Annotated in this window: 14 protein-coding genes and 2 riboswitches; of the genes, 6 read left to right on the plus strand and 8 right to left on the minus strand. The window is 71.7% G+C overall.

Annotated features, from left to right (window positions below):
• Nucleotides 1-40 precede the first annotated feature (40 nt).
• On the minus strand, nucleotides 41-850 hold the full coding sequence (locus AAW13_RS13800; protein WP_046730705.1) for an ABC transporter ATP-binding protein: 810 nt from the start codon (nucleotides 848-850) through the stop codon (nucleotides 41-43).
• A complete protein-coding gene (locus AAW13_RS13805; RefSeq protein WP_046730704.1) occupies nucleotides 847-2547 on the minus strand; it encodes a 2-isopropylmalate synthase in 1701 nt (566 codons plus the stop codon). Before AAW13_RS13805 ends, AAW13_RS13800 begins: the two co-directional genes overlap by 4 nt.
• Nucleotides 2548-2770: 223 nt before the next feature.
• Between AAW13_RS13805 and AAW13_RS13810 the strand changes: the two genes are divergently transcribed.
• Both AAW13_RS13810 and AAW13_RS13815 read left to right on the plus strand, forming a co-directional pair.
• Nucleotides 2771-3448 (plus strand): FadR/GntR family transcriptional regulator, encoded by a 678-nt coding sequence (locus tag AAW13_RS13810; RefSeq protein ID WP_046730703.1) that lies wholly within the window; start codon nucleotides 2771-2773, stop codon nucleotides 3446-3448.
• A gap of 199 nt (nucleotides 3449-3647) precedes the next feature.
• Complete coding sequence (locus tag AAW13_RS13815) at nucleotides 3648-4310, plus strand: NADPH-dependent F420 reductase (protein WP_046730702.1); 663 nt, start codon at nucleotides 3648-3650, stop codon at nucleotides 4308-4310.
• 41 nt (nucleotides 4311-4351) lie between these two features.
• Here AAW13_RS13815 and AAW13_RS13820 read toward each other — a convergent pair whose 3' ends face one another.
• Nucleotides 4352-4909, minus strand: a complete 558-nt coding sequence (locus tag AAW13_RS13820; protein WP_046730701.1) for a glycoside hydrolase family 25 protein — start codon at nucleotides 4907-4909, stop codon at nucleotides 4352-4354.
• Between the two features lie 112 nt (nucleotides 4910-5021).
• Nucleotides 5022-6065, minus strand: a complete 1044-nt coding sequence (locus AAW13_RS13825; RefSeq protein WP_206306213.1) for a phosphatidylinositol-specific phospholipase C domain-containing protein — start codon at nucleotides 6063-6065, stop codon at nucleotides 5022-5024.
• 218 nt (nucleotides 6066-6283) lie between these two features.
• On the opposite strand from AAW13_RS13825, the gene AAW13_RS45920 reads away from it, so the two are divergent.
• Together AAW13_RS45920 and AAW13_RS13835 are read left to right on the plus strand one after the other, a co-directional pair.
• Entirely contained in the window at nucleotides 6284-6997 is a 714-nt protein-coding gene (locus AAW13_RS45920; protein ID WP_046730700.1) for a hypothetical protein, read from the plus strand.
• 25 nt (nucleotides 6998-7022) lie between these two features.
• The gene (locus AAW13_RS13835) at nucleotides 7023-7892 is read left to right on the plus strand and encodes a hypothetical protein (protein ID WP_046730699.1); all 870 of its coding nucleotides are present in this window, start codon (nucleotides 7023-7025) and stop codon (nucleotides 7890-7892) included.
• Between the two features lie 16 nt (nucleotides 7893-7908).
• Here the strand turns inward: AAW13_RS13835 and AAW13_RS13840 are convergent, their stop codons facing one another.
• From AAW13_RS13840 to gcvT, 4 genes are all read right to left on the minus strand, one after another.
• Complete coding sequence (locus AAW13_RS13840) at nucleotides 7909-9276, minus strand: L-serine ammonia-lyase (protein ID WP_046730698.1); 1368 nt, start codon at nucleotides 9274-9276, stop codon at nucleotides 7909-7911.
• 56 nt (nucleotides 9277-9332) lie between these two features.
• Nucleotides 9333-10595: a serine hydroxymethyltransferase gene (gene glyA / locus AAW13_RS13845; RefSeq protein ID WP_046730697.1), complete on the minus strand. Its 1263-nt coding sequence runs from the start codon at nucleotides 10593-10595 to the stop codon at nucleotides 9333-9335.
• 46 nt (nucleotides 10596-10641) lie between these two features.
• Nucleotides 10642-11019: a glycine cleavage system protein GcvH gene (gene gcvH, locus AAW13_RS13850; RefSeq protein ID WP_046730696.1), complete on the minus strand. Its 378-nt coding sequence runs from the start codon at nucleotides 11017-11019 to the stop codon at nucleotides 10642-10644.
• A gap of 142 nt (nucleotides 11020-11161) precedes the next feature.
• Nucleotides 11162-12289 carry a glycine cleavage system aminomethyltransferase GcvT gene (gene gcvT / locus AAW13_RS13855; protein ID WP_046730695.1) on the minus strand — a complete coding sequence of 376 codons (1128 nt, stop codon included), beginning with the start codon at nucleotides 12287-12289 and terminating at the stop codon, nucleotides 11162-11164.
• A 47-nt stretch (nucleotides 12290-12336) separates the two neighbouring features.
• Nucleotides 12337-12445, minus strand: a riboswitch (glycine riboswitch).
• Nucleotides 12446-12546: riboswitch (glycine riboswitch) on the minus strand.
• Between the two features lie 189 nt (nucleotides 12547-12735).
• Between gcvT and AAW13_RS13860 the strand changes: the two genes are divergently transcribed.
• Together AAW13_RS13860 and AAW13_RS13865 are read left to right on the plus strand one after the other, a co-directional pair.
• Nucleotides 12736-13416, plus strand: coding sequence for an AAA family ATPase (locus AAW13_RS13860; RefSeq protein ID WP_046730694.1), 681 nt, complete (start codon nucleotides 12736-12738; stop codon nucleotides 13414-13416).
• Between the two features lie 229 nt (nucleotides 13417-13645).
• On the plus strand, nucleotides 13646-14437 hold the full coding sequence (locus AAW13_RS13865) for an enhanced serine sensitivity protein SseB (protein ID WP_046730693.1): 792 nt from the start codon (nucleotides 13646-13648) through the stop codon (nucleotides 14435-14437).
• Nucleotides 14438-14511: the final 74 nt, after the last annotated feature.

Genomic DNA, 14511 nt, shown 5'->3' on the forward strand with positions numbered 1-14511 from the left:
GGCAGGGGGGCCCGCACCGCGGGCCCCCCTTTTTTTCTTCTCACGCCCGGGGACCGGCGCCCGTGTTCCGGGGGTCGACGCGGACGGTCCAGCGGCCGCCGTGCCGTTCCAGGGTGAGCGGCAGGTCGAAGCACTTGCCGACCTGGTCGCCGGTCAGCACCTCGGCCGCCGGGCCCTGCGCCAGCGCCCGCCCGTCCCGGAGCAGCAGGGCATGGGTGGTACCCGCCGGAAGCTCCTCCAGATGGTGGGTGACCAGCACGGTCGCCAGCGCCGGATGCTCCCGGCGCAGCGCGTCCAGGGCGGACAGCAGCCGCTCCCGGCCCGGCAGGTCCAGGCCGGTGGCCGGCTCGTCGAGCAGCAGGAGCCGGGGCTCGGGCATCAGGGCGCGGGCGATCAGGGTCCGGCCGCGCTGCCCCTGCGACAGCGTGGGCCAGCGGGCTTCCCGGTGCGCGGCCAGCCCGAGCGTTCCGATCAGCCCGTCGGCACGCTCCTCCTGCTCCGGCGTCGGACGCCACCGGGGCAGCCGGGCCACCGAGTTGGTCAGCCCGGTCAGGACGACGTCCCGGACCCGCAGCGGCTCGGTCAGCGGATGGCGGGGGTCGACGTGCCCCACCCGCGTCCGCAGTTCGCGCAGGTCGACCCGGCCCAGCCTGCTGCCGAGCACCTCGACGGTGCCCCGCGTCGGATGGACCAGGGCGCCGAGCAGCCCCAGCAGGGTGGACTTCCCGGCACCGTTGGCGCCGAGCAGCGCCCAGTGCTCGCCGGCCCGGACGGTCAGTGACACCTCCTGGAGGATCGGCCGCCCGTCCCGGACCACCTCCACCCCGTCCGCACGCAGTACGACGCTCATCGCACCGCCGCCCGGTTCACCGCGGACAGCACCGCGCCGACGGAGGCCGCCAGCGGTGCGGGGTCCTCGGCCGCGCCCCAGACCGTCGTGGACCCGGCCACGCGGCACTCGGCGAAGGCGTACGACCCGTGCACCGTGACCTCCAGGACCTCCGTGGCGTGGCCGGCACCGGTCAGCGCGTCGGCCAGCGCGGTCAGCGGGCCGGAGCCGGTGCCCTCGTGGTCGCCGGTCCGGCCGTCCGTGCTCAGGGTGCAGACGAAGCGGTGCCGGCCCGGCGCCTCCTCCTGCACCGACCAGGAGTCCAGCCGGACCTCGCCGTCGGCCGCGTCGGTCAGGTAGGCGGCGCGGAAGAGGTCGTACAGCTCCTTCGGCGTGGCCTCCCGGCCGCTGGTGTCCGTCACCCCCTGGACCAGCCGCGCGAACTCCGGGCGCATCCGAGCGGGCAGGTCGACGCCGTGGTGGGTGCGCAGCAGGTACGCCGATCCACCCTTTCCTGACTGGGAGTTGACCCGGATGACCGCCTCGTACGTACGGCCCAGATCGGCCGGGTCGACCGGCAGGTACGGCACGGACCACGGGGCCCGGGACTCGGGCAGCCCCAACTCGGCCGCCCGGCGGGCGTGTTCCTCGAACCCCTTGCTGATCGCGTCCTGATGGGTGCCGGAGAACGCGGTGTGGACGAGGTCCCCCGCGTACGGGTGCCGCGGGTGCACCGGCAGCCGGTTGCACGCCTCGACCGTCTCACGGACCGCGTCGATGTCGCCGAAGTCGACCATCGGGTCCACCCCCTGGGCGAACAGGTTGAGGGCGAGGGTGACCAGGTCCACGTTGCCGGTGCGCTCGCCGTTGCCGAACAGGCAGCCCTCCACGCGCTGGGCCCCGGCCAGCACGGCGAGTTCGGCGCAGGCGACGCCGGTGCCCCGGTCGTTGTGCGGGTGTACGGAGAGGATCACCGCGTCACGGCGGGCGAGGTTGCGGTGGGCGTACTCGATCTGGTCGGCGTAGACGTTCGGGGTGGCGATCTCCACGGTCGCGGGCAGGTTGTGGGTGACCGGCCGGTCCGGACTCGCGTCCCACAACTCGGTGAGCCCGTCGCAGAGTTCGAGGACGAAGTCGGGTTCGGTCAGGTTGTAGGTCTCCGGGGAGAACTGGAAGCGGACGCCGGGAGCGTCACCGGCCCGGCGCGCCATGTGCCCGGCCGCCTCGCGCACGGTCCGCCACACCTCGGCCCGGTCCCGGCGAAGCACCACCTCCCGCCATACCGGGGAGGTGGCGATGTAGAGGTGGACGACGGCCCGGTCCATCCCCTCCACCGCCTCGAAGGTCCGGTCGATCAGGTCCCGCCTGGCCGGCGTGAACACCACCGGGGTCACGTCGTCCGGTACGGCCCCGCTGGTCACCAGATGCCGTACGAAGTCGAAGTCGGTCCGGCTCGCGGACGGGTAGCCGACCTCGATCTCCTTGAAGCCGGTGCGGACCATCAGGTCGAAGAAACGGCGCTTGCGCGGGGTGTCCATCGGTTCGGCGAGCGCCTGGTTGCCGTCGCGCAGGTCGACGGGCACCCACAGCGGGGCCCGGTCGATCCGGGCGGCGGGCCAGCCCCGGTCCGCCACCGGCACGGCGACCCGGTCCTGGAAGGGGCGGTAGCGGTCGTACGGCATCGGACTGGGGCGCTGCGGGTTCCACAGGAGGGTCATCGGTGCTGCTGCCTCTCGGCTGGTCCGGTCGGAAGTGACCGGCAGCACGGCGACCCGCGGCGGGGTGCCGGTCGCGTCAGGCCCCGCCGCGGCAGCCGAGAAGAAGACCGCGGAACGTCATGGCCGGTAGGCTAGCGAGTCCTCAGGTCCTCAGACAAGTGAGAATTCCTGTGCAGCGTGCCGCCGACCGCGGCACGGCCCCCGAAGAAGTTGGTGACACCGCATGGCGCTGGGACCCGTCCGCCCGAGCCCCCTGGTCGAACAGGCCGCCGCCCGGCTGCGCGCGCAGATCACCGGCGGCGCCTGGCCCGTCGGCACCCGGCTGCCCGGCGAGACCACCCTGGCGAAGGAGCTCGGTGTGGGCCGCTCCACCGTCCGTGAGGCGCTGCGCGTGCTCGCCGGCGCCGGGCTGGTGCGGCCCAGGCAGGGAGCCGGGGTCTTCGTGATCGCCGTCGAGGCCGCCGAGGACTGGCCGACCAGGCTGCGCCGGGCGGCGGTGACCGACGTGTACGAGGTCCGGACGGCCGTCGAGGTGCACGCGGCCCGGCTCGCCGCGGAGCGCCGTACGCCCGAGGACGTCACGGCGATCGAGGCGGCGCTCGCCGGGCGGCGGGCGGCGGCGCAGGCGGACGACGCAGCCTTCGTGGACGCGGACATCGCCTTCCACGCGGCCGTGGTCGCGGCGGCCCACAACCCGGTCCTGACCGACCTGTTCACCGAGTTCGTGCCGGTGCTCCGGGAGGGCCTGGTCGACCTGCTGGCCCTCACCGGGCTGCGCACCGCCGACCCGCTCACCGGCGACGCGGCCCACGAGGCGCTGACCCGCGCGGTGGCCGCGGGGGACGCGGACGAGGCGGTGGAGGTACTGCGCGCGGAGCTGGCGGACCCGTTCGCGGGCTGAGCGACGCCGCGGCCTGCGGGCCGCGGGCCGCGCGTCGGGGCCGGAACGGGCCGGAACCGGGGCCGGAACGGGCCGGAACCGGTGCCGGAACCTGGGTCTCACCCGGTCGGACCAGCCGCGGAATAGGTCGTGCACGGCCGGGGTTGATGCCGCACAGCAGCATATGTATGCAGGTGCATGGACTCTCGAGAGGTGTGTCATGAAGATCGGCATCATCGGCGCGGGCAACATCGGCGGCAACCTGACCCGGCGGCTCACCGCCCTCGGCCACGACGTGTACGTGGCGAACTCGCGCGGTCCCGAGACGCTCGCCGCGCTCGTCGAGGAGACCGGGGCGAAGGCGGTACGGGCCGACGAGGCCGCCCGGGGCGCGGAGATCGTGGTCGTCACGGTCCCGCTGAAGGCGGTTCCCGACCTTCCTGCGGGCCTGCTGGACGGGGCGGCCGAGGGTGCGGCCGTGATCGACACCGGCAACTACTACCCGCAGCAGCGGGACGGCCGTATCGCCGGGATCGAGGACGAGGGGCTCACCGAGAGCCGCTGGACCGAGCGGCAGCTCGGCCACCCCGTGATCAAGGCCTTCAACGGCACCTTCGCCCAGGACATCCTGGACCGCCACCGCCCCGCCGGCGACCCCGGCCGGCAGGCCATCCCGGTCTCCGGCGACGACGAGGCGGCCAAGACGGCCGTCCGCGCCCTGATCGACGAACTCGGCTTCGACACCGTCGACAACGGCGGCATCGACGACTCCTGGCGCCAGCAGCCGGGCACCCCCGTGTACGGCCTGCGGGCGGGCACCGAGGCCGTGCGCGCGGCCCTGGCGGAGGCGTCCCCGGAGCGGCCGGCGGACTTCCGCGGCTGACGGCGCCGCCCTGCGCCCCTCCTCGGCGGCGGGGCCCGGCGTCACGCGTCCTTGGCCCACTCCTTCAGCGCGGCCTTGCTGGCGAAGTTCGCGACGTTCTTGTCGTGCGGGTCGCTGGTGTACTGGTGGAAACGCCAGGAGGCCTTGATGCGGGGGTGGCCCGCGCTGACGTAGTCGGCGATCCAGAGGCCGTCGCCGGCGTAGGAGGTGTCGTCGATGTTCAGCCAGAAGTTCCGGTTGGTGTACAGCACCACCCGGTAACCGGGGCGCAGGGCCTTCACCTTGCGGATGAAGGAGTCCTTCTCGGCGTTGCTCGCGTGGGTGCCGTCACCGGTGGTCTCCCAGTCGACGGCGAGGATGTCGCCTGCCTTCTCGGGGGCGTGTTTGACGAAGTACTCGGCCTGGGCGGTCAGGTTGCCCGGCCAGAGGAAGTGGTAGAAGCCGACGACCAGTCCGGCGTCGCGGCCGGGCTTCGTCTGCGCGGCGAGCTTCGGGTTGACGTACGAACGCCCCTCCGTCGCCTTGATGAAGACGAAGGAGAGGTCGTCCGTGCCGTAGCCGGAGGACTGATAGGCGCTCACGTCGATTCCGTGCAACATGTGGGGGGACTCCCTGGGTCGGTGCGGATACGGACGGTGGGGGGCAGGAATTGCAACTGCGCGTTCCGTATTCCCAGCTTTGCACGGGGGATCCTCGCGAGCGGGTCAAATGTCAGCCGCGGTCGGCCAGTTCGCCGAGCACGGCGGCCGACTTGGTGGACCAGTCCGAGGTGATGAGGCTGGCGTGGTCGGCGGCGAGCAGGGCGAGCCGGGCCGCGACCTCGGCGTCCGTCGGGCTGGTCGAGGAGATCGCCGGTGCGACGGCGTAGGCGTCCGTCATGATCAGGATGTAGTGGTTCGTGGCGTAGAACGACGTGTCGTAGCCGTTGTTGACGTAGGTGGCCGCGTCGCCGTCGAAGAACACGAACCAGGGCCGGACGGAGGAGTCGTAACGGCTCGTGCGCGGATCCCCGCCGGCCGCGCCCAGCACGGCGGGGAAGGCCTGGGCCGCGGAGATGTTCCCGGCGGCGTACAGGTCCCGCAGGTGGTCGCCGTACTCCTGGTCGGTCCAGTAGTGGTCGAACGGGTTGGCCTGCTCCACCGTGCCCGGGATCAGTTCGAAGACGAACTTGCCCTTGAGCTGGTCGCGGGTGGGCCAGGCGTCGGCCTTCGCGGCGGCGTCGAGCGTCGGGTACGACGAGCCGAGCAGGTCGGCCGGCTTGTACACGCTGCTGCCGAGCTTCTGCGAGACGAGCGTGTCGAACTCGTCGGGGCCGAGACCGACGTTGTTGTTGAAGCCGACCTTCATCTCGACCTTGACGACGACGGGCGCGTGGTCGGGGTGCGACTGCTCCCAGGCGGCCATGTTGTCCAGGCAGCTGCCGAGATCCTGGTTGCGGCTCTGGCTGTACAACTCGCCCGGAGTGTCGGCGTGTTCGCAGTTGTTGTCGTTCCCGAACGGGTTGCTGTGGCTGACGCGCCACCGCTTGGTGATGCTGTCCGCGTACACGTCCAGCTCCAGCAGCGAGGCCCCGGAGTCCAGCGCCTGCGCCCAGTAGGTGTACTTGTCCTTCTCGTACGCGTTGTGGGTACCGATGCCGGTGCTCGCGGAGAACTTCACCGCGCCCGGCCCGGTGTCCGCGTGCGCCGCCCCGGGAACCCCCAGGAGCAACCCCCCGGCAGCCACGACCGCCGCCAGCCGTCTGACCACTCCCATGTCCCAACTCCCTGCTTCCGAAGGCCGAGTTGGCGGCAGCGTAGAAGCAGGCGATTACTGATGGGTAGCCCCAGGGGGAACATCGGCCTCCGGGACATTGCGGCCGACGTTGCTCCTCTTGGGGGAGCATCTAAGGGCATATGCCATTTATCTCTGCTTCGATGAGTGATGGTCGGCGGACGCTCGCAGTGGCACCGCCCCGCGAAAGGACGTCTTGCATGCCCGTCAACAGCAGGGAGAGACGCAGAACCTTCGCATTCGCCGTGCTCTGCGCCGGCGTCACCGTTCTCGTCGGTTGCTCGTCACCTTCCACCCCGTCGCCCGAGCCTGACCTCGCGTCCGACGACACACGGGCCTCGACAAGTGACGAGCAGACGCAGGAGGAGAACAAACGGAAGCAGGAGGAGCAGGAGCGTGAGAAGCACTCAGGGGACTTCAGTCACGCGGGCCGCCTGTCGGACGGCTTCAGCGGGGTGTGGCCCTTCAGCTACGCCAAGGGCGTGAGCAACCCGTCGACGAAGCAGTACGTAGGCACGCTCAGCGTGGTGGACTGCACGCCGGGAGACACCGGCAGAGCCGCGATCCCGCCGAGCCGGACCGTCTATGTCCCGCCACAGCAGACCGTGAACGCGGAATTCGGCTTCTCGGAGGAGGGTGTGACCTCCAGGAGCGGGACGCGTGTCCTCTGTGTGACCCTGAGTGATGGTGGTGCTGTCAGGGACAGCATCCAGGAGAAGATCCACGCCGAGTACACACCTGAACCCGAGCCGGACACGACCGGGCCCACCGTGACTCCCACGACAGAGCCGGTGACGCCCACACCCACACCCACACCTACCCCTACACCGACGCCCACGCCCACACGCACGCCCGCACCGGACGACACGCCGCCGCCCGAACCCGAGCCCGGTCTGTCCGGGGACGCCGGCTGAGTCCGTATCCAGGAAGAGGGCAGCCATGGCGGACAGCGGCCCGGAACCGCGAACACCCTTCTCGGGCAACTGGGTCGGTACGCTGGCCACTTTCATCGCCCCCACCACGTTCGTCGGGGCCCTGCTGCTGTACTTCGGGTTCGCCTACACCGACGCTCTCTACGAGTACTTCGGCGTCGACGCCGCGACTCTCGGCTTCTCCACCCAGGACTACGCCCTCCGCAGCGCCGGGGCGCTGTACGTACCGGCCGGGGCCGCGCTCACCGTCGCGCTGTCGGGTGTCGTCGTGTACTACGCCGTCCGGTCCGCGGGAAGCCGGGCCGAGCCACCCGCACGCGTGGTCCGGTTGCTCCCCTACGGATTGTCCGTGTGCGGGGGATGTCTCTTCCTGCTCGGCATGCTGGGCGGCTTCGCCGTCTGGCCGGCCGGAGCGATGGACACGCCGCTCCTGCTGGGCGGAGGCCTCGGGCTGTTCATGTACGGCAGATTGCTGTTCTTCAAGCTCAAAGGCGCGAACTACCCGGTGGCACGCGAGCGGACGGCTCTCGTCCTCGTCGCGGCACTGGTCGCGTTGTCGTCCTTCTGGGCCACCCATGCCTATGCCAAGCAGCACGGTCACGACGACGCCGCATACCTGGCTCGCCACCTGTGGCTGCGCCCGGCCGTGACGATCGACAGCCCCGACCGTCTTCACTTCCGTGACGGGCAGGTCCACGAAACGGCCTTTCCCGGTGACGCACACCAGCGGTTCCGGTACCGCTACGACGGACTGCGCCTGCTCGCGGAGTCCAACCGCCGGATGTTCGTCATCCCTGAGGACTGGGAGCCGGTCACCGGAAGCGTCCTGGTGCTTCCGGCGGACTCGGCCGTCCGGGTCACGTTCAGTCCGGGGTGACGCGGCGGGCGTCCCCTCAGCACTCGATGATGTTCACCGCCAGCCCGCCCCGGGCCGTCTCCTTGTACTTGACGCTCATGTCCGCGCCCGTGTCCTTCATGGTCTTGATGACCTTGTCCAGGGACACCTTGTGGGAGCCGTCGCCGCGCATGGCCATGCGGGCCGCGGTGACCGCCTTGACCGCTGCCATGCCGTTGCGCTCGATGCAGGGGATCTGGACCAGGCCGCCCACCGGGTCGCAGGTGAGGCCGAGGTTGTGCTCCATGCCGATCTCGGCCGCGTTCTCGACCTGCTCCGGGGAGCCGCCGAGGACCTCGGCGAGCGCGCCCGCCGCCATCGAGCAGGCCGATCCGACCTCGCCCTGGCAGCCGACCTCGGCGCCGGAGATGGACGCGTTCTCCTTGAAGAGCATGCCGATCGCGCCGGCCGCGAGGAGGAAGCGGACCACGCCGTCCTCGTCGGCACCCGGGACGAAGTTGATGTAGTAGTGCAGGACCGCCGGGATGATGCCGGCCGCGCCGTTCGTGGGGGCGGTGACCACCCGGCCGCCCGCCGCGTTCTCCTCGTTCACGGCCATCGCGTAGAGCGTGATCCACTCCATCGCGTGCGCCAGCGCGTTTCCCTCGGCGCGCAGCTGGCGGGCCGAGACCGCGGCCCGGCGGCGCACGCGCAGCCCGCCCGGCAGGATGCCCTCCCGCGACATCCCGCGCGAGACGCACGCCTGCATCACCCGCCAGATGTCCAGCAGCCCCTCGCGGATCTCCTCCTCGGTCCGCCAGGCCCGCTCGTTCTCCAGCATCAGCGCGGAGATCGACAGACCCGTCTCCCGCGTCAGGCGCAGCAGCTCGTCGCCCGTGCGGAAGGGGTACTTCAGGGCCGTGTCGTCCAGCTTGATGCGGTCCGCGCCGACCGCCTCCTCGTCGACGACGAACCCGCCGCCCACCGAGTAGTACGTCTTCGAGAGCAGTTCGGTGCCCTGCGCGTCGTACGCCCAGAGGGTCATGCCGTTCGCGTGGTAGGGGAGCGCCTTGCGCCGGTGCAGCTTCAGGTCGTCGTCGAAGGAGAACGGGATCTCGTGCTCGCCGAGGAGGGACAGGCGGCGCGTGGCCTTGATCGCCTCGATGCGGTCGTCCGCGGTCTCCACGTCCACCGTGCGCGGGGAGGCGCCCTCCAGGCCGAGCAGCACCGCCTTCGGGGTGCCGTGGCCGTGGCCGGTCGCGCCCAGGGATCCGTACAGCTCGGAACGTATCTGCGCGACCGAGGGCAGCAGCTCCTCGTTGCGCAGCCGGAGGGCGAACATCCGGGCGGCGCGCATCGGGCCGACGGTGTGGGAGCTCGACGGGCCGATGCCGATCGAGAACAGGTCGAAGACCGAGATGGCCACGGGAACTCCTTGGAAAAGGGCGGGGGCGCACGCCGTCGGGCGCCCCCACCAGGGAACTACTTGTTCAGACCGGGGTAAAGCGGGTGCTTCGCCGTCAGGGCCTCCACCCGGGTCCGCAGCGCCTCGGCGTCGAAGGCGGGCTTCAGCGTCTCGGCGATCACGTCCGCCACCTCGGCGAAGTCCTCGGCCGTGAAGCCGCGGGTGGCCAGCGCCGGAGTGCCGATCCGCAGCCCCGAGGTGACCATCGGCGGGCGCGGGTCGTTCGGGACGGCGTTGCGGTTGACCGTGATGCCGACCTCGTGGAGCCGGTCCTCGGCCTGCTGTCCGTCCAGCTCGGACTCGCGCAGGTCGACGAGGATCAGGTGGACGTCGGTACCACCGGAGAGGACGTTCACGCCGGCCTCGCGGGCGTCGGCGGCCGTCAGCCGCTCCGCCAGGATGCGCGCACCCTCCACGGTACGACGCTGCCGCTCCTTGAAGTCCTCGGAGGCGGCGACCTTGAAGGAGACCGCCTTCGCCGCGATCACGTGCTCCAGGGGACCGCCCTGGAAGCCCGGGAAGACGGACGAGTTCAGCTTCTTCGCGAACGCCTGCTTCGCGAGGATGATGCCGCCGCGCGGCCCGCCGAGCGTCTTGTGGGTGGTCGAGGTGACCACGTCGGCGTACGGCACCGGGTTCGGGTGCAGCCCCGCCGCCACCAGACCGGCGAAGTGCGCCATGTCGACCCACAGGTACGCCTCGACCTCGTCGGCGATCCGGCGGAACTCCGCGAAGTCCAGCTGCCGCGGGTACGCCGACCAGCCGGCGATGATCACCTTCGGCCGGTGCTCCTTGGCGAGCCGCTCGACCTCGGCCATGTCCACGAGCCCGGCGTCGTCGACGTGGTAGGCGACCACGTCGAACTGCTTGCCGGAGAAGTTCAGGCGCATGCCGTGGGTCAGGTGACCGCCGTGCGCGAGGTCCAGGCCGAGGATGGTGTCCCCGGGCTGGGCCAGCGCGAACAGGGCCGCCTGGTTGGCGGAGGCGCCCGAGTGCGGCTGCACGTTCGCGTACTCGGCGCCGAACAGCTCCTTCACCCGGTCGATGGCGATCTGCTCGGTCACGTCGACGTGCTCGCAGCCGCCGTAGTAGCGACGGCCGGGGTAGCCCTCGGCGTACTTGTTGGTGAGGACCGAGCCCTGCGCCTCCATGACCGCGACCGGCGCGAAGTTCTCGGAGGCGATCATCTCCAGGGTGGACTGCTGCCGCACCAGCTCGGCGTCGACCGCGGCGGCGACCTCCGGGTCGAGCTCGTGCAGGGACGTGTTCAGAACGGACATCTGTTTCTACGACTCCTGTTTCTGCGACGCCTGGTTCCGCGTCGCCTCAGCCGGCGGTGAAGGCGGTGTACTCGTCGGCGGAGAGCAGGTCGGCCGGCTCGTCCGCGAAGCGCACCTTGAACAGCCAGCCGCCCTCGAAGGGGGCCGAGTTCACCAGCGACGGGTCCTCCACGACGTCCTCGTTGACCTCGGTGATCTCACCCGTGACCGGCGAGTACAGGTCGGACACCGACTTGGTCGACTCCAGTTCGCCGCAGGACTCGCCCGCGGTCACCGTGTCGCCGACCGCCGGGAGCTCGACGAAGACCACGTCACCGAGCGCGTTGGCCGCGTGCTCCGTGATGCCGACCGTCGCCACGCCGTCCTCGGCGGCCGACAGCCACTCGTGCTCCTTGCTGTACCGCAGCTGCTGGGGGTTGCTCATGTCCTGAATTCTCCTGTACGCGGGGGAGTGCTGGTGAAGGGGGGACTGCTGGAAACGGGCGTGACCAGCGGTGATGTGTGTGAGGTCACGCCGGGAGGGCGTGGCCGGAGCGCGCCGGAGCGGTTCTTCCGGCGGTTTCCGGCTACTTCTCGCGCTTGTAGAACGGCAGCGCGACGACCTCGTACGGCTCGTGGCTGCCCCGGATGTCCACACCGACACCCGCCGTACCGGGCGCCGCGTGCGCCGCGTCGACGTACGCCATGGCGATCGGCCTGCCGAGGGTGGGCGAGGGGGCGCCGGAGGTGACCTCGCCGATCACCTTGCCGCCGGCGACCACCGGGTACCCGGCGCGCGGGATCCGGCGGCCCTCGGCGACCAGGCCGACGAGGACGCGGGGCGGGTTCGACCCGGCGCGGTCCGCCGCCTCGGTGAGCGCCTCGCGCCCCACGAAGTCGCCCTCCTTCTCGAACTTCACCACCCGGCCGAGCCCGGCGTCGAACGGGGTGAGCGAGGTGCTGAGCTCGTGACCGTAGAGCGGCATGCCCGCCTCCAGCCGCAGGGTGTCCCGGCAGGACAGCCCGCACGGCACCAGGCCCGCCGGCTCGCCCGCCTCGGTCAGGGCCTGCCACAGCGCCACCGCGTGCTCCGGCTTCACGAACAGCTCGAAGCCGTCCTCGCCGGTGTAGCCGGTGCGGGCGATCAGCGCCGGGACCCCGGCGACCGTGCCGGGCAGCCCGGCGTAGTACCTGAGGCCGTCCAGGTCGGCGTCGGTGAGGGACTTCAGGATCCCGGGCGACTCGGGACCCTGGACGGCGATCAGGGCGTACGCGTCCCGGTCGTCGCGCACCTCGGCGTCGAAGCCGGCGGCCCGCTCCCGCAGCGCGTCGAGGACCACCTGGGCGTTGGAGGCGTTGGCCACGACCAGGTACTCGGCCTCGGCCAGCCGGTAGACGATCAGGTCGTCCAGGATGCCGCCGTCGGCCCGGCAGATCATGGTGTAGCGGGCGCGCCCGACCCCGACGGACGCGATGTTCCCGACGAGGGCGTGGTTCAGCAGCCGGGCCGCGTCCGGCCCCGTCACGGCGATCTCGCCCATGTGGGAGAGGTCGAAGAGGCCGGCGCGGGTCCGTACCGCGACGTGCTCGTCACGCTCGGAGCCGTAGCGCAGGGGCATGTCCCAGCCGGCGAAGTCGGTCATGGTGGCGCCGAGCGAGCGGTGCAGGGCATCGAGCGCGGTACGGCGGGGTGCGGCGGAATCGGTACTGCTCATCGGTCGGTCGTCTCCCGGAGGTCCCAAGGGCATGACAGGCGAAGCTGTCCTCCCCATCTGTCATCGGAACCTGAGAGGTTCGCCCTGACCACGGAGTGGTCACGGCTTGCACCTTGGGTGGAGCCACTGTCACAGCGGCCCGCTTTTCAGATGTGCCTCGCCCGCGCGGTAACGGGGCCTGAGAGATTCAAGGGAGGGACTTGCTCCTTCGGCGCCCCGGGCACCGTGGTGCCGGGGGACTCTCCCGCGCGGATTCAAGCGGCCGGTATGCAGTTGGCGCGGACATCATTGCACGCCGTCCGGGGCCGTGGCAGGCCGGACCCGGCACGGCCTTCTGTGACAGGCCTGTGGCCGTTCGCGCACCGAACCGCGAGACACCGTGCATTACCTTCTCTTTACATTACGTGGGGAGAACCTTTCCTGAACCCCCAGGGAGGACGGTCACGGTGACAAGGACCACGGCATACGCGGCGACCTTCGCGACGACGACGGGCGTCGCCCTGCCCGAGCAGTCGACGGCCCCGGCCCGCGAGCGGTACGGCGCACGTCCCGCACCGGTCGTCCGCGACCTGCGCGAGCGCGCCGGCCGCGGCCCGCACCGACTGCTCTTCGGCCCCCGGGACCTGGTCGTGGTCACCGGGCTGCCCGGCAGCGGGAAGTCGACGCTGATGCACCGCACCGTCCAGGGCATACGCGTCGACTCCCAGGACACCCGTGACCGCTGGGACGCCCGGCTGGCCCGGGTCCTGCCGTACGCCGTCTACCGCCCGCTGGTCCGCCTCGCCCACTACGCCGGCCTGCGCCGCGCCCTGCGCACCGGCGAGGGCGTGGTCGTGCACGACTGCGGCACGCAGGTCTGGGTGCGCGACTGGCTGGCCCGGGAGGCCCGGCGCCGCGGCGGCACCCTGCACCTGCTGCTCCTGGACGTCACGCCGGGCACGGCCCTGGACGGCCAGCGCGAGCGCGGCCGGGGTGTCTCGCGGTACGCCTTCCTGCGCCACCGCAGGGCGGCGGGCCGGCTGATCCGCTCCGTCGAGAAGGGTGAACTGCCCCCGGGCTGCGGTTCGGCGGTGCTCCTCGACCGCGACGCGGCGGACGCCCTGCGCGGGATCGCCTTCACAGGCTGAGCGCGCGAGGCGGCCGGGCTCGGACCAGGTGCGGGCCCGGACCAGGTGCGAGCCCGCGCGACCCGGAACGCACGGACCCGGCCCGTGCGGACCCGGCGCGCACTGACCTGGTCCGTGCGGACCCGGTCCGCGCGGACCGGTCCGTGGACTTGAATCGGCTGCTGGCTTTGTCGGTGTCACCCGCTAGCCTTTTCAGCCTCAACAGCGGTTTCCAGCAGGCGGTAGGCAGATGGACTTCCCGGCGGACCTTCCCGCGGACTTCCCGGCACAGGCACACCCCCACCCGCACGGCGGTTGGCCCGGCAACGAACTGGAGGAGGTGCTGTCGGCCTCCCTCGGCGTGCCCGCGGCGGCGGCCCGGCTCATCGAGGTACTGGGCCGCAGCTTCCTGTGGATCCCGCTGCCCGAGGGTGGCGGCCCGCACAGCGGCCCCCTCGACCTGCCCACCACGGAGATCGCCGGCCAGGTGTACGTGCCGGTCTTCAGTTCCGAGGAGCAGTTCCGCCTGGTGACCGGCTCCCATCTGTCGTACACGATCGCGCCCGCCGCCGAGTTCGCCCGCGGCCTGCCCCCGCAGGTCGGCATCGCCGTGAACCCCGGGGGAGTGGTGGGCCTCCCGCTGCCGCCGGAAGGGGTCGCCGAGCTGTGCCGGGCCGACCGCACCGAACTGGACGGACCCGCCTCCGGCGGCCGGGTCCGCCTCTTCGAGCCGGACTGGCAGGACGACCCGATGGACTTCCTGACCGCGGCGTCGGCGGAGTTCGCGGCGATCGGCGTGGTCGCCTCCGCCCGCCGCTGCCTGGCCGCGGTCGAGACGTCCGACCCGGTGATGTTCGTGGGCGTCGAACTCTCCCAGTGGGAGGGCGACCTGCGCGCCCTGCCCCTGGAGGCGCTGGGCAAGGCACTGGGCCGGGTCCCGGTGCCCTGGCCGGTCAACCTGGTCCTGCTGGACGTGGCGGACGACCCGGTGGCCCACTGGATGCGGGACCACGTCCGCCCCTTCTATCAGTACGGCCACTAGAAACGCCCTTGGGGCAACCGGCCGAGGGGCGCGGACCCGTGCTCGTCCGCGGCTCGCCGGGCGGGCGCGCCCGG

Source organism: Streptomyces humi (assembly GCF_001005085.2).
Classification (GTDB): Bacteria; Actinomycetota; Actinomycetes; order Streptomycetales; family Streptomycetaceae; genus Streptomyces; species Streptomyces humi.